Consider the following 20,639-nt stretch of genomic DNA (forward strand, 5'->3'; position numbering starts at 1 on the left):
GTAGTCCGCTGCATAACCATCGAATTTGATAGGGAAGGAACACCACCATGGCATTGACCAAAGACCAACTGATTGCCGACATCGCCGAATCGATCGCCGCGCCAAAAGCCACCGCCAAGAACGCTCTGGAGCAACTGGGCCAGATCGTTGCTGACCAACTGGAAAACGGCGCTGAAATCACTCTGCCAGGCATCGGCAAGCTGAAAGTCTCCGAGCGTCCTGCCCGTACCGGCCGCAACCCTTCGACTGGCGCTGCCATCGAAATCGCTGCCAAGAAAGTCGTCAAGTTCGTTCCAGCCAAAGTGCTGACCGACGCCATCAACAAGTAATTGTTGCTTTGACGAAACCGCGCCCGGCTTGCCCGGGCGCGGTTTTTTCATGCCTGTGATTTACGCTGGGCGTGCCAGGCTTGGCGTGCGGCGTCGTCAAGGAAGCTCCAGGCGACCATGCGGCTCTGTTTCTGCCCCTGGCCCATCTCAATGATGCGTACGGCCTTGGCGCCGGACTTCTTCAACGCGGCTTCGATGCCCGGCAGGTTGCTGGCCTTGGACACCAGGCTGGTGAACCAAAGTACCCGTTCGGCGTACTGCACGCTTTCGCCGATCAGCTGGGTGACAAAGCGGATTTCGCCACCCTCGCACCACAGTTCATTGTTCTGGCCACCGAAGTTCAGCACGGGCAGCTTGCGTTTGGGGTCCTGTTTGCCGAGGTTCTTCCATTTGCGCTGGCTGCCGCGGGTGGCTTCGTCGCGTGAGGCATGGAAGGGCGGGTTGCACAGGGTCAGGTCAAAGCGTTCGCCCTCCTGCAGCAGGCCACTGAGGATGTGCGCTCGGTTGGCCTGCTGGCGCAGGGTAATGGCTTTGCCCAGGCCATTGGCCTGGACGATAGCCTTGGCCGAGGCCAGCGCCACCGGGTCGATGTCCGAGCCGAGGAAGCGCCAGCGGTAGTCACTGTAGCCCAGCAGTGGATAGATGCAGTTGGCCCCCACGCCGATGTCCAGCGCGCGCACTTGGGCACCCCTTGGGACGTCGCCAGCATTGTCATCGGCCAACAGATCGGCGGCTACGTGGATGTAGTCGGCACGGCCAGGAATGGGCGGGCACAGGTAATCGGCTGGGATGTCCCAGTGCTGGATGCCGTACTGGGCCTTGAGCAGTGCACGGTTGAACACGCGGACGGCTTCGGGGTTGGCAAAGTCGATGCTGGGCTTGCCGTGGGGGTTGGTGATGGTGAAACGGGCCAGATCAGGGTGGGCCTTGATCAGGCTGGGGAAGTCGTAGCGACCCTGGTGGCGGTTGCGCGGGTGCAGGGTGGGTTTGTTCGGGGTCATGGCAGTGTCCAGCCCTATACGAGCGGTGGCTTGAAGACCCTGGGGCTGCTGCGCAGCCCTTTTGCGACACAAGGCCGCTCCCACAGGAGGGTGGCGCCTTGAAGGTTGGCGCCGTCCTGTGGGAGCGGCCTTGTGTCGCGAAAGGGCCGTACAGCGGCCCCAACGGTCTCTCTAGTGATTACAGCGCTGCAATCCGCGCATGCTGCTCGGTGAAGTTGGCCAGGGCCTGTTCGGACTCGGCCAGCTTGGCGCGTTCCTTCTCGATCACCGCAGGCGGGGCCTTGTCGACGAAGGCTGTGTTGGACAGCTTGCCGCCAACACGTTGCACTTCACCTTGCAGACGCTGGATTTCCTTGTTCAGGCGCGCCAGCTCGGCATCCTTGTCGATCAGCCCGGCCATTGGCACCAGCACTTGCAGGTCACCGACCAGGGCGGTAGCGGACAGCGGCGCTTCGTCGGCATCACCCAGTACGGTGAACGACTCGACCTTGGCCAGCTTCTTCAGCAGCGCTTCGTTTTCCTGCAGGCGGCGCTGGTCGTCGGCGTTGGCGTTCTTCAGGAACAGCGGCAGCGGCTTGCCGGGGCCGATGTTCATTTCGGCGCGGATATTGCGCAGGCCGACCATCAACTCTTTCAGCCACTCGATGTCGCCTTCGGCAGCGGCGTCAATACGTGCTTCGTTGGCCACTGGCCATGGCTGCAGCATGATGGTCTTGCCGTCGATGCCGGCCAGCGGCGCGATGCGCTGCCAGATTTCTTCGGTGATGAACGGCATGAACGGATGCGCAAGACGCAGTGCCACTTCCAGCACGCGCACCAAGGTGCGGCGGGTGCCACGGGCGCGCTCTACCGGGGCGTTTTCGTCCCACAGTACCGGTTTGGACAGCTCCAGGTACCAGTCGCAGTACTGGTTCCAGATAAACTCGTACAGCGCCTGGCTGGCCAGGTCAAAGCGGAACTGCTCCAGCTGGCGGGTTACTTCGGCTTCGGTACGCTGAAGCTGCGAGATGATCCAGCGGTCGGCCAGCGACAGCTCGTAGGCTTCGCCGTTCTGGCCGCAGTCTTCACCCTTGTCCAGCACGTAGCGGGCTGCGTTCCAGATCTTGTTGCAGAAGTTGCGGTAGCCTTCGACGCGGCCCATGTCGAACTTGATGTCGCGGCCGGTCGAGGCCAGCGAGCAGAAGGTGAAGCGCAGGGCGTCGGTGCCGTAGCTGGCAATACCTTCGGGGAACTCGGCCTTGGTCTGCTTGGCGATCTTCTCGGCAAGCTTGGGCTGCATCATGCCGCTGGTGCGTTTTTCCAGCAGGGCGTCGAGGGTGATGCCGTCGACGATGTCCAGCGGGTCCAGCACGTTGCCCTTGGACTTGGACATCTTCTGGCCCTGGCCGTCACGTACCAGGCCGTGCACGTACACGGTCTTGAACGGTACCTGCGGGGTGCCGTCTTCGTTCTTGATCAGGTGCATGGTCAGCATGATCATGCGCGCAACCCAGAAGAAGATGATGTCGAAGCCAGTCACCAGCACGTCGGTGGAGTGGAACTTCTTGAGGAATTCGGTCTGCTCCGGCCAGCCCAGGGTGGAGAATGTCCACAGGCCCGAGCTGAACCAGGTGTCGAGTACGTCGTCATCCTGACGCAGGACCACGTCGGCGCCCAGCTTGTGCTTGGCGCGCACTTCTTCCTCGTTGCGGCCAACGTAGACCTGGCCGGCCTCGTCGTACCACGCAGGAATGCGATGGCCCCACCACAGCTGGCGGCTGATGCACCAGTCCTGGATATCGCGCATCCAGGAGAAGTACATATTCTCGTATTGCTTGGGCACGAACTGGATGCGGCCATCTTCCACGGCGGCGATGGCAGGCTCTGCCAGCGGCTTGGTGGAAACGTACCACTGGTCGGTCAGCCACGGCTCGATGACCGTGCCGGAGCGGTCGCCTTTCGGCACTTTCAGGGCGTGGTCGTCGATGCTGACCAGCAGGCCCTGGGCGTCCAGGTCGGCGACGATCTGCTTGCGCGCGACAAAGCGGTCAAGGTTGGCGTACTGGGCCGGCAGCTGGGTGTCGACCTGCTCGTTAACGCTGCCGTCGAGGTTGAAGGCCTGGGCGCTGGACAGCACGAAGGCGTTCTTGTCGAAGATGTTCAGCAGCGGCAGGTTATGACGCTTGCCGACTTCGTAGTCGTTGAAGTCGTGGGCCGGTGTGATCTTCACGCAACCGGTACCGAACTCGGGGTCGCAGTAGTCATCGGCGATGATCGGGATGCGGCGGCCGACCAATGGCAGTTCGACGAATTTGCCGATCAGTGCCTGATAGCGTTCGTCGTTCGGGTTGACGGCCACGGCAGCGTCACCCAGCAGGGTTTCCGGACGCGTGGTGGCAACTACCAGGTAGTCCTGGCCTTCGGCGGTCTTGGCGCCGTCGGCCAGCGGGTAGCGCAGGTTCCACAGGTGGCCTTTCTCGTCGTGGTTTTCCACTTCGAGGTCGGAGATGGCTGTGTGCAGCTTGGTGTCCCAGTTGACCAGGCGCTTGCCGCGGTAGATAAGGCCATCTTCATGCAGGCGCACGAACGCTTCTTTCACTGCTTCGGAGAGGCCGTCGTCCATGGTGAAGCGCTCGCGGCTCCAGTCTACCGACGAGCCCAGGCGGCGAATCTGGCGGCTGATGTTGCCACCGGACTGATCCTTCCATTCCCAGACTTTTTCCAGGAACTTTTCGCGGCCCAGGTCATGACGGTTCTGGCCTTTGGCTTCAAGTTGGCGCTCGACCAGCATCTGCGTGGCGATACCCGCGTGATCGGTGCCTGGCTGCCACAGGGTGTCGCGGCCTTGCATGCGGCGGAAACGGATCAGGGCGTCCATGATCGCGTTGTTGAACCCGTGGCCCATGTGCAGGCTGCCGGTTACGTTCGGCGGCGGGATCATGATGGTGTAGGACTCGCCTGCACCTTGTGGAGCGAAATAGTTCTCGGACTCCCAGGTGTTGTACCAGGAAGTTTCGATTGCGTGCGGCTGGTAGGTCTTATCCATGCGCGGCGGGACCCTGTGCATTTATTCGGGAAAGCCGGGAAGTATAACCAAGCTGGGGGCCGCAGGCGACACCGTTGCCGGTTCTACTCGGAACGCTTGATCAGCCGCTCGATCCGCGCATCCAGCCGGCGCTTGATTTCGTTCTCGATATGCGGGGTAAAGTCGTTGATCACGTCCTGCATGATCATCTGCGCTGCGGCGCGCAGCTCGCTTTCCAGGTGCAGCAGGGTGTCCTGGCGGCGGGTCTGCGGGTCGTCCTCGGGCTCGGCAGCTACCGGTTCTGCGGGCGCCGCGGGATCGCTGGCGGCTTCGTCCAGCAGCAACGGAATCTGCTCTACCGTCTCGGTGAGCAGTGGCGGTTGCAGGTCGGCGTCGCCAAGCAGCTGACGGATCGACTCGAGGTCATCGAGCAGATGGGCGGAATCGGGCAAAGAGGAGGGCTTGTCCATCGTCGTCAAAGTCGCTGTAAGCGGTGGTCTTGCAGAGCATAGCCCTGTTCGCGGTAGAAACGGAATCGCTCACGGGCTGATTGGCGGATAGCCGGCTCTTCAACAACGATTTCGGCCACCCGCTCGAACTGCCCGACAAAGCCCGGCACGCTGGCGCCGAGGTTGATCAGCAGACCGTGGTGCTCGCCGGCGTTGTCAGCCAGGCCCAGAACCACGTCAGCATCGGCATGCACCTCGGCGAGGTCGTGGGGCACGAAGGCCTCGCCCTTGAAGCGCCACAAGCGCTGGTCCAGTTCACTGCGCTGTTCGGCATCCTGGCAGTGCAGATAGACCCGGTGGCCGAGGCGCCAAGCTTTCTCGCACAGTTTGCAGGCGAAATCGAGCCGCGCCGACAGCGAGTCGGTGGGCAGAATGTAGAAGTCGACTTTGCTCATGGTGGGAATCGCCGGCCGGTGGCGCGCAAGGCACCACCGGCTTCACGGCTTCAGGCGCCAGCGCGGTCCAGCAGGTACTGGGTCAGCAGAGGTACCGGGCGGCCAGTGGCGCCTTTGTCCTTGCCGCCACTGACCCAGGCGGTACCGGCAATGTCCATGTGCGCCCAGTTGTAGGCTTTGGCGAAGCGCGACAGGAAGCAACCCGCGGTGATCGTACCGGCCTTCGGCCCACCGATGTTGCCCATGTCGGCGAACGGGCTGTCCAGTTGCTCCTGGTATTCCTCGAACAGCGGCAACTGCCAGGCACGGTCGTCGGCGCGCTTGCCGGCATCGAGCAACTGCCCGACCAGGTCGTCGTTATTGCCCATCAGGCCGGAGGTGTGGCTGCCCAGGGCGACGATGCAGGCGCCGGTCAGGGTGGCGATGTCGATGACCGCCTGCGGCTTGAAGCGCTCGGCGTAGGTCAGGGTGTCGCACAGCACCAGGCGGCCTTCAGCGTCGGTGTTGAGGATTTCCACGGTCTGACCGCTCATGGTGGTGACGATGTCACCTGGGCGGGTGGCACCGCCGCTTGGCATGTTCTCGGCGCAGGCCAGCAGGCACACCAAGTTGATCGGCAGTTGCAGCTCGAGCACTGCACGCAGGGTGCCGAACACGCTGGCGGCGCCGCACATGTCGTACTTCATTTCATCCATGCCGGCGCCTGGCTTGAGGCTGATGCCGCCGGTGTCGAAGGTAATACCTTTACCCACCAGCACGAATGGCTTGTCGGCCTTTTTGCCGCCCTGGTAATTGAGCACGATCAGGCGTGGCGGCTGGTCGCTGCCCTGGCCCACGGCGTAGAACGCGCCCATGCCCAGGTCCTTGATCTTTTTCTCGTCCAGCACTTCAACCTTGAGGGCCTTGTGCGCCTTGCCCAGCTCCTTGGCCTGTTCGGCCAGGTAGCTTGGGTGGCAAAGGTTGGGCGGCAGGTTGCCGAGGTCGCGGGTGAAGGCCATGCCGCTGGCGATGGCGCTGGCATGCTTGACCGCACGCTCGACTTCGGCCTGGCCGGCTTTGTCGGCCAGCAGGGTGACCTTTTTCAGCGCGCGCGGCTCTGCTTTCTGGCTCTTGAAACGGTCGAACACATATTCGCCGTCCAGCAGGGTTTCGGCCAGCAGGCGGTACTTGCCGTAATGGGCGTCGCGGTTGCTGACCGCGATATCGTCCAGGGCCAGTACTGCGTCAGCGCCGTTCAGGCCCTTGAGCACGCCAGCGACACTGGCCACCAGTTTGCGCCAGGCGCGGTCGCCCAGGGCTTCTTCCTTGCCGCTGCCCACCAGCAGCACGCGCTCGGCTTTCAGGCCCGAAAGGTTCTGTAGCAGCAGGGTCTGGCCCGGCTTACCGGCCAGGTCGCCGCGCTTGAGCACGGCGCTGATGGCGCCTTCGCAGGCCTGGTCGACAGCCTGGGCAACAGTGCCGAGCTTGCGGTTTTCACCTACCGGAAGGACCAGTGTGGCGGTTTTTACGGATGCAGCAGCTACGCTTTTTACAACCAGTTCCATGTCAGGATCCCCGAATGATCGATACGAATGGCGCTGTGTGTTCCAGCGCTCTGGACGGGCCTGGCCGCGTCGTCGCGCACCAGCGGAAAAGCTGCCAGTTTGAGCCTGTGGCAAGCGTGCTGACAACCCCGATGTGCGCCTTCGTACGCGGCCAAGTGACAGGGGCGGTCAATCACAGGATAATGCGCGCACTTTACATGGAGGTTCGCCTTTGGCGAACCGGCATTGGTCTTGGATGTACTAAGTCATTGTTTGGCGCCATTGCATGGCAGTCCGCCCTGACAACCCAGGAGTGTCTGGTTTGATCGTCTTTCGTTATCTGTCCCGCGAGGTCCTGGTCACCTTGAGCGCCGTCAGCGCTGTGCTGTTGGTGATCATCATGAGCGGGCGCTTCATCAAGTACCTGGCCCAGGCTGCCCAGGGCGTGCTCGACCCGGGCGTGTTGTTCCTGATCATGGGCTTCCGCTTGCCAGGCTTCCTGCAACTGATTCTGCCTCTGGGGCTGTTCCTCGGCATCCTCCTGGCTTACGGGCGCCTGTACCTGGAAAGCGAGATGACCGTGCTGTCGGCCACTGGCATGAGCCAGCAGCGCCTGCTGGGCATGACCATGGCGCCGGCTGCCCTGGTTGCCCTGCTGGTGGCCTGGCTGAGCCTGAGCCTGGCCCCCCTGGGCGTTGCCCAGGTGCAGCAGATCATCAGCCAGCAGGATGCCCTGACCGAGTTCGACACCTTGGTGCCGGGCCGCTTCCAGACCTTGCGTGATGGCTCGCGGGTAACCTATACCGAGCAACTGTCGGATGACCGCATCAACCTGGGCGGGGTGTTCATCTCCGAGAAGCGCTTCAACCAGGACAAGACCAAGGACCGCGCCCCGTCGGTGCTGGTCGCCGAGAAAGGCCACCAGGAAATCCAGGCCGACGGCAACCGCTACCTGGTGCTGGAAAACGGTTACCGCTACGACGGCAACCCGGGCCAGGCCGACTACCGCGCCATCAAGTACGACACCTACGGCGTGCTGCTGCCCAAGCCGGAAGTCGCCGAGGAAGTGACCGAGCGCGAAGCGCTTCCCACCTCCGAACTGATCGGCAAGGAGGGCCTGCGTGAGCGCGCCGAGCTGCAATGGCGGTTGTCGCTGCCGATCCTGGTGTTCGTCGTCACCCTGCTGGCGGTGCCGCTGTCGCGGGTCAACCCGCGCCAGGGCCGCTTCCTCAAGCTGCTGCCGGCAATTCTTCTGTACATGGCCTACCTGACAATGCTGATTTCCGTACGCGGCGCCCTCGAGAAGGGCAAACTGCCGATCGCCCTGGGCATGTGGTGGGTCCACGGCCTGTTCCTGCTGATCGGCCTTGGCCTGATGTACTGGGAGCCGCTGCGCCTCAAACGTGCCGCCCGCCGTGCGGAGGTGGCCCATGGCTAAGCTCGATCGCTACATCGGCCAGAGCGTGCTGCTGGCCATCCTGGCCGTGCTGGGGATCATCCTCGGCCTGGCTTCGCTTTTCGCCTTCATCGATGAAATGGGCGACCTGAGCGACACCTACACGGTGATGGAAGCGGGTAACTTTGTTCTGCTTACCGCACCTCGGCGGCTGTATGAAATGCTGCCAATGGCCGCCCTGATCGGTTGCCTGATCGGCCTGGGCAGTCTGGCCAGCAGCAGCGAGCTGACCATCATGCGTGCGGCCGGCGTGTCCATTGGCCGTATCGTCTGGGCGGTGATGAAGCCGATGCTGGTGCTGATGCTGGTGGGGCTGCTGATTGGCGAATATGTGGCACCGGTGACCGAGAACAAGGCCCAGGCCGACCGTTCCCTGGCCCAGGGTGGTGGTGAAGCACAAAGCTCCAAACGTGGCATGTGGCACCGCCAGGGCGAGGAGTACGTGCACATCAACGCCGTACAGCCCGATGGCCTGCTGCTGGGCGTGACCCGCTACCGCTTCGACAGCGAGCGCAAGATTGTCACCTCGAGCTTTGCCCGCCGTGCGCAGTACCAGAACGACCACTGGCTGCTCGCCGATGTGCGTACCACCTACTTCCGCGGCGACCACACCGAGGTGGTCAACGCGCCGGAGGAGCGCTGGGATGTTTCGCTCACGCCAGAACTGCTCAATACCGTGATCCTCGCGCCGGAGTCGCTTTCGATTACCGGGTTGTGGGATTACATCCACTACTTGTCTGATCAGGGCCTGAACAACTCCCGCTACTGGCTGGCGTTCTGGACCAAGGTGCTGCAGCCGATGGTAACGGCGGCCCTGGTGCTGATGGCGATTTCGTTCATCTTTGGCCCGCTGCGTTCGGTAACCCTTGGTCAGCGCGTATTCACGGGTGTACTGGTGGGCTTCGTGTTTCGCATTGGCCAGGACCTGCTTGGGCCGTCGAGCCAGGTATTCGGCTTCCCGCCACTGCTGGCGGTGGTGATACCAGCGGGCATCTGTGCCTTGGCCGGTGTGTGGTTGTTGCGCCGGGCAGGGTAATAGCCTGAGCTGCACAAGAAAGCCGACCTCAGGGTCGGCTTTTTCGTGGGTGTTGATCTGGCCCGGCCTCTTCGCGGGTAAGCCCGCGCCTACAGGTACCGCGCAGGCATCAGGAAAGGGCCCGAAGGCAACTCCAATCCTCTGGCTTATTTCTTCTGCTTCGGCACCCGCACCAGCTGGCTTTCCGAATAGATGTCATGCCAACCGCGCTTGCGCTTGTCGATCAGCACCCAGAAAAAACCCAGCCCCAGGCACAGCCACGAGGCGATCGACACGACGAACCGCAACAGCGCCTGCCACAGGCTGATGGCCGAGCCATCGGCATTCTGCACCCGAACGCCCCATACCTGCATACCCAGCGTCTGCCCGCCGTGGGTCCAGAACTTGGCAAAGAAGCCGAACAGGGCAAACAGCAATACCGTAGACAGCAATGGGTCGCCATCCAGTGCGCCGGCCTCGGTCAGCTCGCGCATGCGTGCTTCGCCGATGATCGACATCTGAATCATCTTGTAGGCGCCGGCGGTCACGATCAGCAGTGCGGTGCACAGTAAAAAGTCATAGAACATCGCTGCCAGGCGCCGGCCCAGGCCGACCGGTGGAAAATCCCCCTGGGGAGTGAGTAGAGGCTTGGACATGCAGGACGCTCCAAAAGACGAGCCCACTATTCTACGGGCAAAAAAAAGCCCCTGCACTTGGCAGGGGCTTTTCAAAGTCTGGCGCTGGATCAGACAGGTTGAACCTTGTCAGCCTGCATGCCTTTCTGGCCTTGGACTGCTTCGAAGGTGACTTGCTGGCCTTCTTTCAGGCTCTTGAAGCCGTTGCCTTCGATAGCGCGGAAGTGAACGAAGAGATCCGGACCGCTTTCTGGGGTGATGAAGCCGTAACCTTTTTCGTCATTGAACCACTTGACGGTACCCTTCTGACGCTCAGCCATTGTCTTATTTCCTATGAAACTTAAATTTTGATGACAGTTACTTTCGCACTTTTTTGTAAGCGAAAGATTACTGGGCTGGGTTGCAGGAAGTAAGAGACGTCGAACGGGTTGTAGCAAATCTCGGCTACTGGCCCAGGTCACGAACTGTTGCGACCCATGCAAACACAGTGCAGTGACTCTACGCCAACTCTCGAGCGAAAAACAAGCCCTTGGTCGTATGGAAAACTGGCGGTTTGCCGATAACCGACCGATTTGTCGGAAACGGCATGGCGCCTGGCCTGGCGCCATGTTCAAAAGTTATTGGGCAGGTTCGAAAACGAATATGTCTATGCTGCCCAAAACCTTCACAAAGCCGTTTCAGCCACGGTAGTAACGTGGTGTCACGAAAGGCATTTTGCTGACTTTCAAGGCCACCTTCTTTCCACGCACCACGGCAAACAGTGCGGTGTCGAGTGCAGCATGTTCACTATCGATATAACCCATGGCGACAGGGGCAGCGAGTGTCGGGCCAAAGCCCCCGCTGCACACTTTACCCACCGGTTTATCGTTTGCGTCGACAATGTCCGCACCTTCACGAACAGGCGTACGCTCCTGCGGCAGCAGGCCGACACGTTTGCGCGCAACACCATCGCGCACGTGGGCGAAGATCGCCTCGGCACCCGGGAAGCCGGCAGCACGTGCACCGTCGGCACGGCGCACCTTGGAAATTGCCCACAGCAGGCTGGCTTCGATCGGCGTAGTCTCGCTGTTCATGTCGTGGCCATACAGGCACAGGCCAGCTTCCAGGCGCAGCGAGTCGCGTGCGCCCAAGCCGATCGGCTGTACTTCCGGCTCGGCCATCAGGCGGCGGGCCAAGGCGTCGGCAGCGTTGACCGGTACCGAGATCTCGTAGCCGTCTTCGCCGGTGTAGCCCGAGCGGCTGACGAAGCAGTCCACACCCAGCAGTTTTACCCGGCGGAACTGCATGAAGGTCATGCCGGCCACTTCTGGAGCCAGGCGTTCCAGCACCTTGACTGCAGCCGGGCCTTGCAGGGCGAGCAGGGCACGCTCCTCGAACAGCGGCTGCACCTCGCAACGGCTGCCGATGTGGGTTTGCAGGTGAGCCAGGTCCTGCTCCTTGCAGGCGGCGTTGACGACCAGGAACAGGGTGTCCTCGCCCAGGTTGGCAACCATCAGGTCGTCGAGAATGCCGCCTTGCTCATTGGTGAACATGGCATAGCGCTGCATACCCACTGGCAGGTCGATGATGTCCACCGGTACCAGGCTTTCCAGCGCCTTGGCGGCGTCAGCGCCACGCAGAATGATCTGGCCCATGTGCGAGACGTCGAACAGGCCGGCCTGCTCGCGGGTGTGCAGGTGTTCCTTGAGCACGCCCAGCGGGTACTGCACCGGCATGTCGTAGCCGGCGAACGGCACCATGCGTGCACCCAGTTCCAGATGCAGGGCATGCAGTGGGGTCTTGAGCAGTGTTTCGGACATCGATGACTCCTTGCTGTCATTGTCGGGTCAACATTCGATGATGTTGACGGCCAGGCCGCCACGGGCGGTCTCTTTGTATTTGCTTTTCATGTCGGCGCCGGTCTGGCGCATGGTGCGGATGACCTTGTCCAGCGACACGTAGTGCTGCCCGTCGCCGCGCAGGGCCATGCGTACCGCGTTGATGGCCTTCACCGAGCCCATCGCATTGCGCTCGATACAGGGCACCTGTACGAGGCCGCCGATCGGGTCGCAGGTCAGGCCCAGGTTGTGTTCCATGCCTATTTCGGCGGCGTTCTCCACCTGCTGCACGCTGCCGCCCATCACTTCGCACAGCGCCCCGGCGGCCATCGAGCAGGCGACGCCGACCTCGCCCTGGCAGCCCACTTCGGCGCCGGAGATGGAGGCGTTCTCCTTGTACAGGATGCCGATGGCTGCGGCGGTGAGCAGAAAGCGCACCACCCCATCCTCGCTGGCCCCCGGGACGAAGCGCATGTAGTAGTGAAGGACTGCCGGGACGATGCCCGCTGCGCCGTTGGTAGGGGCGGTGACCACACGACCGCCGTAGGCGTTTTCCTCGTTCACCGCCAAGGCGTAGAGGTTGACCCAGTCGAGCACGGACAGGGCGTCACGCAGGCTGGCTTCCGGGTGGCCGCTCAGTTGGCGGTACAGGGCCGGCGCGCGGCGCTTGACCTTGAGCCCTCCCGGTAATATGCCCTCATGCTGGCAACCTGCCGCGACGCAATCTTGCATCACCTGCCAGATGCGCAGCAGCCCGGCCCGGGTTTCTGCTTCTGGGCGCCAGGCGGACTCATTGGCCAGCATCACCTGGCTCACCGACAGGTCATGCGCGGTGCAGTGGCCGAGGAGCGCCTTGGCGGTCTTGAACGGATAGGCCAGCACCGTGGTGTCTTCGACGATGCGGTCATGGCCGGCAGCGTCCTCGTCGACCACGAAACCACCGCCTACCGAGTAATACTCGCGGCTTCGGATTTGCAGGCCTGCGTCGTCGAACGCGCGGAAGATCATGCCGTTGGGGTGGTAGTCCAACGGCTTGCGGATCATCGCCAGGTGCTGCTTTTCGATGAACGCAATGCTGTGTTCGCCCAGCAGGTTGATGTGTCCGCTGTCGCGGATGACCTGCAGGCGGGCGGGAATGCTGTCGGTGTCGATAATGTCCGGGTGTTCGCCTTCAAGGCCCAGCAGCACGGCTTTGTCACTGCCGTGGCCTTTGCCTGTGGCGCCCAGTGAGCCATACAGCTCGGCTTTGACGCTGGCGGTGCGGGCCAGCAGGCCGTCACGGCGCAGCCCTTCGGCAAACCGCGCAGCGGCGCGCATCGGGCCGACCGTGTGGGAGCTGGAGGGGCCGATGCCGATCTTGAACAGGTCGAAGACGCTCAGTGACATGTGGACCTCCTGCCAGGTTGTTGGGTGGACATTGAGCCCTGTAGGCGCGGGTTTACCCGCGAATGCGGAGGTATAGCCACCATCGCATTCGCGGGTAAACCCGCTCCTACACAGAGCCCGCCACCCAAGCCAGGTGGCGGGGAGGGCTATCAGGCGTCCTGATAGCTCTCGATCGACGGGCAGGCGCACACCAGGTTGCGGTCGCCGAACACGTTGTCGACCCGGCCGACCGGCGGCCAGTACTTGCCTTCCACCAGGCTCGCCAGGGGGTATACCGCCTGCTCGCGGCTGTAGCCATGGGTCCATTCGCCAACCAGCTCAGCCGCAGTGTGCGGTGCGTTTTTCAGCGGGTTGTCGTCCTTGTCCAGGCTACCGTCCTCCACCGCGCGGATTTCTTCGCGGATCTGGATCATTGCGTTGCAGAAGCGGTCCAGTTCTTCTTTGGACTCGCTTTCGGTCGGTTCGATCATCAGCGTGCCAGCCACCGGGAAGGACATGGTCGGGGCGTGGAAGCCGAAGTCGATCAACCGCTTGGCCACGTCGTCGACACTGATGCCGCTGGTGTCCTTCAGTGGGCGCAGGTCGAGAATGCACTCGTGAGCCACCAGGCCGTTACCGCCGGTATACAGAACAGGATAGTGCTCTTCCAGGCGGCGGGCGATGTAGTTGGCGTTGAGGATTGCCATCTGCGAGGCACGTTTGAGGCCGGCACCGCCCATCATGCGGATATACATCCATGTGATGGGCAGGATGCTGGCGCTACCGAACGGCGCAGCGCATACCGCGCCCTGGGTGTTTTCCAGCTGTGCATGGCCTGGCAGGAACGGCGCCAGGTGCGACTTGACGCCAATCGGGCCAACACCCGGGCCACCACCACCGTGCGGGATGCAGAAGGTCTTGTGCAGGTTCAGGTGGGAAACGTCGCCGCCGAACTTGCCTGGCGCGCACAGTCCGACCATGGCGTTCATGTTGGCGCCATCGATGTACACCTGGCCGCCGTTGTCGTGGATGATCGCGCAGATTTCGCCGATCGCTTCCTCGAACACGCCGTGGGTCGACGGGTAGGTGATCATGATTGCAGCCAGGCGCTCGCGGTGCTCGATGGCTTTGGCGCGCAGGTCCTCGACATCGACGTTGCCACGGGCGTCACAGGCGGTAACCACGACACGCATGCCAGCCATGTGTGCGGTGGCCGGGTTGGTGCCATGGGCCGACGACGGGATCAGGCAGATATCGCGATGGCCTTCACCACGGCTGCGGTGGTAGGCGCGGATCGCCAACAGCCCGGCGTATTCGCCCTGCGAGCCGGCGTTGGGCTGCAGCGACACGGCATCATAGCCAGTGGCCGCGCACAGCATGGCCTCCAGTTCGGTGGTCATCTGCAGGTAGCCCTGGCTCTGCTCGGCCGGGGCGAACGGGTGCAGGTTGCCGAACTCGGCCCAGGTGACCGGGATCATTTCGCTGGCGGCGTTCAGCTTCATGGTGCACGAGCCCAGCGGGATCATGCTGCGGTCCAGCGCCAGGTCCTTGTCGGCCAGGCGGCGCAGGTAGCGCATCAGCTCGGTTTCGCTGTGGTAGCGGTTGAACACCGGGTGTTCGAGGATGGCCGACTGGCGCAGCAGGGCGGCAGGCAGCAGGGAACCGGTGCTGGCGGCCAGTGCGGTGAAATCAGGCTGTGCCTGCTCGCCACCCAACAGCTGCCACAGCGACTCGACGTCAGCCTGAGTGCTGGTTTCGTCCAGAGACAGGCCCACATGGGCGGCATCGATCTGGCGCAGGTTGATGCCCTGGGCGCGTGCCTTGTCATGCAGGCTGGCGGTGGCAGTGCCGGTGGCCAGGGTCAGGGTATCGAAGGCGCTGGCGCCCACCACTTGTACGCCCAGCGCCTTCAGGCCGGCGGCGAGGATCGCGGTCAGGGCGTGGGTGCGCTCGGCAATGCGCTTGAGACCGGCAGGGCCGTGGTACACGGCGAACATGCTGGCGATGTTGGCCAGCAGCACCTGGGCGGTGCAGATGTTGCTGGTGGCCTTTTCGCGGCGGATGTGCTGCTCGCGGGTCTGCATGGCCAGACGCAGGGCGGTTTTGCCGAAGCGGTCGATCGACACGCCGACCAGGCGGCCAGGCATGTCGCGCTTGAACGCGTCGCGGGTGGCGAAGTAAGCCGCGTGCGGACCACCGAAGCCCAGTGGCACGCCGAAGCGCTGGGCGCTGCCGATGGCCACGTCGGCGTCGAACTCGCCCGGTGGGGTCAGCAGGGTCAGGGCCAGCAGGTCTGCCGCTACGGCGACCAGGGCGTTGGCCGCGTGGAAGCGCTGCACGACCTCGCGGTAGTCGAACACTTCACCGTTGCTGGCCGGGTATTGCAGCAGGGCGCCGAAGAAGGCGCTGACATCGCCCAGCTCGCGCTCGTCGCCAACCACAACCTCGATACCCAGCGGCTCGGCACGGGTGCGCAGCACGTCGAGGGTTTGCGGGTGACAGTGCACGGAGGCGAAGAAGGCATGGCTGGACTTGTTCTTCGACAGGCGCTTGCAGAAGGTCATGGCCTCGGCCGCAGCAGTGGCTTCGTCGAGCAAGGAGGCGTTGGCGATCGGCAGGCCGGTGAGGTCGCTGATCAGGGTCTGGAAGTTCAGCAGTGCTTCCAGGCGGCCTTGGGAAATTTCTGGCTGATACGGGGTGTAGGCGGTGTACCAGGCCGGGTTTTCCAGCAGGTTGCGCAGGATCGGTGCCGGAGTGTGGGTGTTGTAGTAGCCCTGGCCGATGTAGCTTTTGAACAGCTGGTTCTTGCCAGCGATGGCCTTGAGCGCAGCGAGCGCGTCGGCCTCGCTCTGGCCGTCGTGCGAGCCAAGCACGCTGGTACCTTTGATGCTGTCGGGGATGACCGCAGCGGTCATGGCGTCCAGCGAGTCGAAGCCCAGTGCAGTGAGCATGGCCTGTTCGTCAGCGGCGCGCGGGCCTATGTGACGGGCGATGAATTCGTTGGCGGTGCCGAGGTTGATGGTCATGGCGGGATTCCTCAGGCGTCGTCGTTGGCTTTGAGCAGGCGGTCGTAGGCGTCCTGGTCGAGCAGAGCGGTTACGGCTTCTGCATCGGCAGGGATGAAGCGGAAGAACCAGCCTTCGCCCATCGGGTCTTCGTTGACCAGTTCAGGGCTGTCTTCGAGCTGGCCGTTGACCTCGACCACTTCACCCGTCAGTGGCATGTACACGCCGCTGGCGGCCTTGACCGATTCGACGGTGGACGCTTCGTTGCCTTTTTCATACTGCTGCAACTCTGGCAGTTGCACGAAAACCACGTCGCCAAGGGCATTCTGGGCGTAGGCGGTGATGCCCACGGTGACGCTGCCATCGGCTTCGACGCGCAGCCATTCGTGATCTTCAGTGAAACGCAACTCGCTCATGGGGAATCCTCGGGAAGCAGGGCGTTGGGGGCGCGGTGGCGCCGCGCTCTTAGGGTAGGATTCCCTTAGCAATAATGCGGCCAACCTATAAAATTTCTTATTTATCAATAGATTACGTAAATTTACGGAGAAGCCGTATTTATTGTGTGGAATGATATCGTTACAGGTGCCTCTGAGAGGAAAAGGGTTTGAGCATCAAACCCTTGTGCACCGACGGCGAGGAGGCTGTGTATCGTTTTCGCTACGACGTAGCGAAAACGATACATGTGGTGCCTGGACTGGCGAGGTGCCAATGGCCTTCGGTCATCTCACTTTCAGCAGATGATCCAGCGAAAACGCGCCGGCGCCTCGGGCAACCAGGAGCAGCAAGAGCCCTGCCCAGGTCAGGTGGGTGGGCCACGCATCGGGGTAGACGAACACTTCGATCACCAACGTCATGCCCAGCAGTGCCAGCGCCGATAGCCGGGTCATCAGCCCGAGCACCAGCAATAGCGGGAACAAGTGCTCAGCGTAGGCGGCCAGGTGCGCTGCAAGCCAGGGCGAGAGTAGAGGCAGCGCGTACTCGGTGCGGAACAGCTCATAGGTGCCGGGTGTAAGGGTGAGGAAACCCTCCACTTTGGTGCGTCCGGAAAGAAAGAATATCGAGGCGATCCCGAACCGGGCGACCAGGCACAACAGGTCATCGCTCAAACGGCGCTCGAGGCTCTGTGCAACGTGGTTCCAGGCGCGCCGCAGGCTGCTGGCCGGAGGTGTGAAATCGGCACTAGCCATGGTGGTGTTCTCCTGTGAAGGCGAGTGAGCGAAACGCCTGGGCCGTCATCAGGCGCCCGAGCATCTCGGTGAAATCCAGGTCGGTTTCAGCGTGTCGCGCCAGGTCCGAGGCCTGCATCAGCGACTGTCCGGCAGCACAGGCCTTGAGGAACGCATGGCCACCTTTTCCCAGTGGCTGGTGGCATACGCCATCAGCGGTGCCGACAAACAGCACCCCTTCGCCCACCCATGGCTGGTCATCGGGCCAGGCAACCTGCTCGCGGGCGCAGCGCCACAGGGTGTACACAGGGTGCGCCTCGCACCAGTACCAGCGAGCACTGGCACGGGGGTGCAAGCAACCGTGATCAAGATCGCTGGGGGTCATGCCTGCCAGTTCGACAAGGTTCAGGCACGTTTCGTACGGCGCACTGAAGGCTTCTGTCCAACGCAGGTCCAGGCGGGCGACTTCCGCCAGATACGGCACAGCGTGCTGTGACTGAATGTCTTCGAGGAAATCCGGGAAGGTCGCGCCGTAGCAGATCAGCCGGGGATCGCTGGGGGGGAATTGCCGCGCATAGATTGCCGCGGTCTCGTCCATCCAGGCGCGCCCGACGAGTGTGCACACGCTCGGAAAGTTTGCGCGCAGCGCATCCACGCAGCCGGCCAACACCGTGTTGCGATAAACCGCGAACGCCGCTTGTTCGGTCACGCCCGCAAGCTGGGGAGCGGGACGGGAATAGAGTGCCTCGATGAACGCTTGCTGGAACTGACCAAGGGAAAGGTTCATGGCAATACACCTGGGCAAGTCATGATCGACTGTGCAATGGACCGTTCAGCAAGCAGTTCGGTGAACGGGGGAAGCTTGTCGTCACGTTCAATGAGGGTCGGGCGCGGGCCGACACGGGATACCAGTTTGCGGTACAGCGCCCATACAGGCTCGGCGACCTGCGCATCATGAGAGTCGATCAGCAGGCTGCCTTGGTCATCGTCGCTGTGCCCGGCCAGATGAACTTCTGTGATGGCTTGCGCTGGAAAGCGGTCCAGGTAGGCAGTTGCCGAGAACCCCAGATTGTGAGCGCTCACGTAGACGTTGTTGATGTCCAGCAACAGACCACAACCGGTGCGACGTGTCAGTTCGCCAAGAAAGTCGATCTCGTCCCATTCATGGCCCTGCAGCTGCAAGTAATGACTGGGGTTTTCGATGGATATCCGCCGGCCCAAAACCTCCTGGCATCGCTGGATGTTTTCAGCGATGCGCTGCAGGGCTTCGTTGCTGCGCGGAAATGGCAGCAGGTCTGGATGGTAGTGCCCCTGCCAGGTTGACCAGGCCAGGTGCTCTGATACCAGTACCGGTTCGATCTGATCGCACAGTGCGCGCAGACGCTGCAGATGGTCCTGATCGGGGGCCGCGTCAGCCGCAAGCGAAAGTGCCACACCATGCAATGAGACCGGGTGCCGCTCTGCGATTCGGTTCAGCCAGGCAAGGCGAGGGCCACCGACCATGTAGTTCTCCGGGTGAACTTCAAACCAGAGCCCTTCGAGATTGCACGCCAGCGCCTGGTCGTAGTGCTCGGCCTTCAGGCTGACTCCGGCGCCCATTCGTGCGTCTGTGTTCATGGTCGGTTTCCCCTGATCAAGACTTGATAGGTGTCAGCGAGCCCATGCCGGCGGGTGTCTTGATCGATGTGCAGGTGCCGGCGGGGACGTTTTTCCAGTGCATGCCGTCGTAGTCCTTCTTCCCACTGCCAGCGCAGCTGGTGCCGGCGCCGGCCTTGCAATCGTTCTTCCTGCCATGGCGACGCCGTAGCATTTTTCCATGGCAGCGCCATTGCCTGCGGGTTGCGTGCTGTCGGCCGCCATGGCGGCGCCTGCAAGCGTGGCAAGCGCGAGTGCTGCGGTGGTGAGGGCGAGGGTTTTCATGGTCAATCTCCTGAGAGTGTGGCCGTGGTCTATACCGGCGGCTCATGGAGTAATTCGTGCCTTGCGTAAAACGGGTTACAGCCTTGGAAGAAATTTTTTCAGGGCGAGTCTTCACGACCTGATGTTGAAGCCAAGGGCATGGCATATTTGCAGCACCTGCGTGCCACACGGCGGGAGCGGATGAATCAAGTCAATTGTATTCAGGGTGTAACCCAGGCGACCCATGCAGCGAACTAACTCACAGGATGAGCTCGAGGCTCGCGAGGCCCGGTTGAAAGCACTGTTGCTTCAGGGGCTGACAGGCGACCAGCTGGCCTATCAGGATTTTCTTGGCACGCTTGCGCTGCATGTACGTGCGTTTCTGCGCAGCCGTCTGAGCAGGCGCCCGGCCGAGATAGAGGACATGGTGCAGGATGTGCTACTGGCGGTGCATAACGCGCGCCACACTTACCAGCCGCAGCAGCCTTTGACTGCCTGGGTGCAGGCGATTGCCCGTTACAAGCTGGCGGATCATCTGCGAAGTGTTTCACGTCGCGACGCCCGGCATGATGTGCTGGACGATGATGCGCAACTGTTTGCCGTCTCGGAGGTTGAATCAGCCGAGGCCAGCCGAGACCTGACCAAGCTGCTCAAACAGCTGCCAGAGCGGCAACGACTGCCGATTGTTCATGTCAAGCTGGAGGGGTTGTCTGTCGAAGAGACGGCACAACTTACCGGGCTTTCCAGTTCAGCGGTAAAGGTTGGGATACATCGAGGTCTGAAAGCGCTATCCAGGCTGATTGGAGGAGCCAACAACCATGAAGACTGACGATTTGATTGCCTTGCTGGCCGCAGGCGAAGGGCCAGTGCCGCGCCACGCCGTTGGCAGGCGGATGGCAGTGGCTGCGCTGGGCGGGCTGACCGCAGCACTGCTGCTGACTATTACCCTTTACGGTGTACGCAGTGATATCACAGAGGTCGCACAAACCCCGTTGTTCTGGGGCAAAGTCGCCTTTCCAACCAGCTTGGCGTTGATCGGGCTGTGGTTGACGAGCCGCTTGGCCAGGCCAGGGGGGAAGGGTGCTGCAGGCTGGAAGATGCTCGGCTTGCCACTGCTGCTGGTCTGGTGCGGGGCGGCGGTGAGTATCGCCGGGGCGCCTGTGGATGCGCGCGCCGACCTGTTGTTCGGGCGCACATGGCGTACCTGCGCACTGAATATCGCGTTGCTGTCGGTGCCGGCCTTTGTCACCGTGTTCTGGGCGCTGAAAGGCCTGGCGCCGACCCGGTTGCGGCTGGCAGGTGCTGCCGGTGGCCTGCTGGCGGGCTCGAGCGCAACGGTGGCCTACTGCCTGCATTGCCCGGAAATGGGCGTGCCGTTCTGGGGTGTGTGGTATGTCCTCGGCATGCTCGTGCCGACGGTACTCGGTGCCTGGTGGGGCCCCCGCATGCTGCGTTGGTAGGCTGTACCGGCAGGCCCCACGCAACTCAGAACGACGTTCTGATTGCTTGCCCTGGCTTCA

Annotated in this window: 19 protein-coding genes and 1 pseudogene; 5 read left to right on the forward strand and 15 right to left on the reverse strand. The window is 62.5% G+C overall.

Annotated features, from left to right (window positions below; genetic code table 11):
* The first annotated feature begins 47 nt into the window (after window positions 1-47).
* Window positions 48-329, forward strand: coding sequence for an HU family DNA-binding protein (locus tag LU682_RS05190; RefSeq protein WP_003255106.1), 282 nt, complete (start codon window positions 48-50; stop codon window positions 327-329).
* Between the two features lie 47 nt (window positions 330-376).
* Here the strand turns inward: LU682_RS05190 and rlmF are convergent, their stop codons facing one another.
* The 5 genes from rlmF to LU682_RS05215 form a co-directional block, all read right to left on the reverse strand.
* Entirely contained in the window at window positions 377-1,330 is a 954-nt protein-coding gene (gene rlmF / locus LU682_RS05195) for a 23S rRNA (adenine(1618)-N(6))-methyltransferase RlmF (protein ID WP_010952165.1), read from the reverse strand.
* A 178-nt stretch (window positions 1,331-1,508) separates the two neighbouring features.
* On the reverse strand, window positions 1,509-4,355 hold the full coding sequence (locus LU682_RS05200) for a valine--tRNA ligase (protein ID WP_010952166.1): 2,847 nt from the start codon (window positions 4,353-4,355) through the stop codon (window positions 1,509-1,511).
* Between the two features lie 83 nt (window positions 4,356-4,438).
* Window positions 4,439-4,804, reverse strand: coding sequence for a hypothetical protein (locus LU682_RS05205; protein WP_010952167.1), 366 nt, complete (start codon window positions 4,802-4,804; stop codon window positions 4,439-4,441).
* A 5-nt stretch (window positions 4,805-4,809) separates the two neighbouring features.
* Window positions 4,810-5,238 carry a DNA polymerase III subunit chi gene (locus tag LU682_RS05210; protein WP_010952168.1) on the reverse strand — a complete coding sequence of 143 codons (429 nt, stop codon included), beginning with the start codon at window positions 5,236-5,238 and terminating at the stop codon, window positions 4,810-4,812.
* A gap of 50 nt (window positions 5,239-5,288) precedes the next feature.
* On the reverse strand, window positions 5,289-6,782 hold the full coding sequence (locus LU682_RS05215) for a leucyl aminopeptidase (protein ID WP_010952169.1): 1,494 nt from the start codon (window positions 6,780-6,782) through the stop codon (window positions 5,289-5,291).
* 301 nt (window positions 6,783-7,083) lie between these two features.
* Between LU682_RS05215 and lptF the strand changes: the two genes are divergently transcribed.
* On the forward strand, window positions 7,084-8,199 hold the full coding sequence (gene lptF / locus LU682_RS05220; RefSeq protein ID WP_004575655.1) for an LPS export ABC transporter permease LptF: 1,116 nt from the start codon (window positions 7,084-7,086) through the stop codon (window positions 8,197-8,199).
* Window positions 8,192-9,253: an LPS export ABC transporter permease LptG gene (gene lptG, locus LU682_RS05225; RefSeq protein ID WP_010952171.1), complete on the forward strand. Its 1,062-nt coding sequence runs from the start codon at window positions 8,192-8,194 to the stop codon at window positions 9,251-9,253. Before lptF ends, lptG begins: the two co-directional genes overlap by 8 nt.
* 146 nt (window positions 9,254-9,399) lie before the next feature.
* On the opposite strand, the gene LU682_RS05230 is transcribed toward lptG, so the two are convergent.
* The 10 genes and pseudogenes from LU682_RS05230 to LU682_RS05275 all read right to left on the reverse strand — a co-directional run bounded on the left by LU682_RS05230 (window position 9,400) and on the right by LU682_RS05275 (window position 19,140).
* Window positions 9,400-9,888: an RDD family protein gene (locus tag LU682_RS05230; protein WP_003255094.1), complete on the reverse strand. Its 489-nt coding sequence runs from the start codon at window positions 9,886-9,888 to the stop codon at window positions 9,400-9,402.
* Window positions 9,889-9,977: 89 nt separating this feature from the next.
* Window positions 9,978-10,187 carry a cold-shock protein gene (locus tag LU682_RS05235; RefSeq protein ID WP_014589840.1) on the reverse strand — a complete coding sequence of 70 codons (210 nt, stop codon included), beginning with the start codon at window positions 10,185-10,187 and terminating at the stop codon, window positions 9,978-9,980.
* Window positions 10,188-10,544: 357 nt separating this feature from the next.
* Entirely contained in the window at window positions 10,545-11,666 is a 1,122-nt protein-coding gene (gcvT, locus tag LU682_RS05240; protein WP_010952173.1) for a glycine cleavage system aminomethyltransferase GcvT, read from the reverse strand.
* Between the two features lie 27 nt (window positions 11,667-11,693).
* On the reverse strand, window positions 11,694-13,070 hold the full coding sequence (locus tag LU682_RS05245; RefSeq protein WP_010952174.1) for an L-serine ammonia-lyase: 1,377 nt from the start codon (window positions 13,068-13,070) through the stop codon (window positions 11,694-11,696).
* A 149-nt stretch (window positions 13,071-13,219) separates the two neighbouring features.
* Window positions 13,220-16,075 carry an aminomethyl-transferring glycine dehydrogenase gene (gene gcvP, locus LU682_RS05250; protein WP_003255089.1) on the reverse strand — a complete coding sequence of 952 codons (2,856 nt, stop codon included), beginning with the start codon at window positions 16,073-16,075 and terminating at the stop codon, window positions 13,220-13,222.
* An 11-nt stretch (window positions 16,076-16,086) separates the two neighbouring features.
* On the reverse strand, window positions 16,087-16,470 hold the full coding sequence (gene gcvH, locus LU682_RS05255; RefSeq protein WP_010952175.1) for a glycine cleavage system protein GcvH: 384 nt from the start codon (window positions 16,468-16,470) through the stop codon (window positions 16,087-16,089).
* 303 nt (window positions 16,471-16,773) lie between these two features.
* Window positions 16,774-17,241: a DoxX family protein gene (locus tag LU682_RS05260; RefSeq protein WP_014589844.1), complete on the reverse strand. Its 468-nt coding sequence runs from the start codon at window positions 17,239-17,241 to the stop codon at window positions 16,774-16,776.
* Window positions 17,234-18,007, reverse strand: coding sequence for an HvfC/BufC N-terminal domain-containing protein (locus LU682_RS05265; RefSeq protein WP_010952177.1), 774 nt, complete (start codon window positions 18,005-18,007; stop codon window positions 17,234-17,236). The genes LU682_RS05260 and LU682_RS05265 overlap by 8 nt, the downstream gene beginning before the upstream one ends.
* On the reverse strand, window positions 18,004-18,837 hold the full coding sequence (bufB, locus tag LU682_RS05270; RefSeq protein ID WP_010952178.1) for an MNIO family bufferin maturase: 834 nt from the start codon (window positions 18,835-18,837) through the stop codon (window positions 18,004-18,006). Before bufB ends, LU682_RS05265 begins: the two co-directional genes overlap by 4 nt.
* A gap of 16 nt (window positions 18,838-18,853) precedes the next feature.
* A pseudogene (locus tag LU682_RS05275) lies at window positions 18,854-19,140 on the reverse strand (BufA1 family periplasmic bufferin-type metallophore).
* A 223-nt stretch (window positions 19,141-19,363) separates the two neighbouring features.
* Here LU682_RS05275 and LU682_RS05280 point away from each other — a divergent pair.
* Both LU682_RS05280 and LU682_RS05285 read left to right on the forward strand, forming a co-directional pair.
* A complete protein-coding gene (locus LU682_RS05280; RefSeq protein WP_010952180.1) occupies window positions 19,364-19,948 on the forward strand; it encodes a sigma-70 family RNA polymerase sigma factor in 585 nt (194 codons plus the stop codon).
* A complete protein-coding gene (locus LU682_RS05285) occupies window positions 19,938-20,579 on the forward strand; it encodes a DUF1109 domain-containing protein (RefSeq protein WP_010952181.1) in 642 nt (213 codons plus the stop codon). The genes LU682_RS05280 and LU682_RS05285 overlap by 11 nt, the downstream gene beginning before the upstream one ends.
* Window positions 20,580-20,639 lie beyond the last annotated feature (60 nt).

The sequence above is a fragment of the Pseudomonas alloputida genome (genome assembly GCF_021283545.2).
Lineage (GTDB): Bacteria > Pseudomonadota > Gammaproteobacteria > Pseudomonadales > Pseudomonadaceae > Aquipseudomonas > Aquipseudomonas alloputida.

Bases quoted from the DNA above. Each gene is read 5' to 3' on its own strand.
- LU682_RS05190 (WP_003255106.1), top strand. From the start codon at position 48: ATGGCATTGACCAAAGACCAACTGATTGCCGACATCGCCGAATCGATC.
- rlmF (WP_010952165.1), bottom strand. From the start codon at position 1,330: ATGACCCCGAACAAACCCACCCTGCACCCGCGCAACCGCCACCAGGGT.
- LU682_RS05200 (WP_010952166.1), bottom strand. From the start codon at position 4,355: ATGGATAAGACCTACCAGCCGCACGCAATCGAAACTTCCTGGTACAAC.
- LU682_RS05205 (WP_010952167.1), bottom strand. From the start codon at position 4,804: ATGGACAAGCCCTCCTCTTTGCCCGATTCCGCCCATCTGCTCGATGAC.
- LU682_RS05210 (WP_010952168.1), bottom strand. From the start codon at position 5,238: ATGAGCAAAGTCGACTTCTACATTCTGCCCACCGACTCGCTGTCGGCG.
- LU682_RS05215 (WP_010952169.1), bottom strand. From the start codon at position 6,782: ATGGAACTGGTTGTAAAAAGCGTAGCTGCTGCATCCGTAAAAACCGCC.
- lptG (WP_010952171.1), top strand. From the start codon at position 8,192: ATGGCTAAGCTCGATCGCTACATCGGCCAGAGCGTGCTGCTGGCCATC.
- LU682_RS05230 (WP_003255094.1), bottom strand. From the start codon at position 9,888: ATGTCCAAGCCTCTACTCACTCCCCAGGGGGATTTTCCACCGGTCGGC.
- LU682_RS05235 (WP_014589840.1), bottom strand. From the start codon at position 10,187: ATGGCTGAGCGTCAGAAGGGTACCGTCAAGTGGTTCAATGACGAAAAA.
- gcvT (WP_010952173.1), bottom strand. From the start codon at position 11,666: ATGTCCGAAACACTGCTCAAGACCCCACTGCATGCCCTGCATCTGGAA.
- LU682_RS05245 (WP_010952174.1), bottom strand. From the start codon at position 13,070: ATGTCACTGAGCGTCTTCGACCTGTTCAAGATCGGCATCGGCCCCTCC.
- gcvP (WP_003255089.1), bottom strand. From the start codon at position 16,075: ATGACCATCAACCTCGGCACCGCCAACGAATTCATCGCCCGTCACATA.
- gcvH (WP_010952175.1), bottom strand. From the start codon at position 16,470: ATGAGCGAGTTGCGTTTCACTGAAGATCACGAATGGCTGCGCGTCGAA.
- LU682_RS05260 (WP_014589844.1), bottom strand. From the start codon at position 17,241: ATGGCTAGTGCCGATTTCACACCTCCGGCCAGCAGCCTGCGGCGCGCC.
- LU682_RS05265 (WP_010952177.1), bottom strand. From the start codon at position 18,007: ATGAACCTTTCCCTTGGTCAGTTCCAGCAAGCGTTCATCGAGGCACTC.
- bufB (WP_010952178.1), bottom strand. From the start codon at position 18,837: ATGAACACAGACGCACGAATGGGCGCCGGAGTCAGCCTGAAGGCCGAG.
- LU682_RS05280 (WP_010952180.1), top strand. From the start codon at position 19,364: ATGCAGCGAACTAACTCACAGGATGAGCTCGAGGCTCGCGAGGCCCGG.
- LU682_RS05285 (WP_010952181.1), top strand. From the start codon at position 19,938: ATGAAGACTGACGATTTGATTGCCTTGCTGGCCGCAGGCGAAGGGCCA.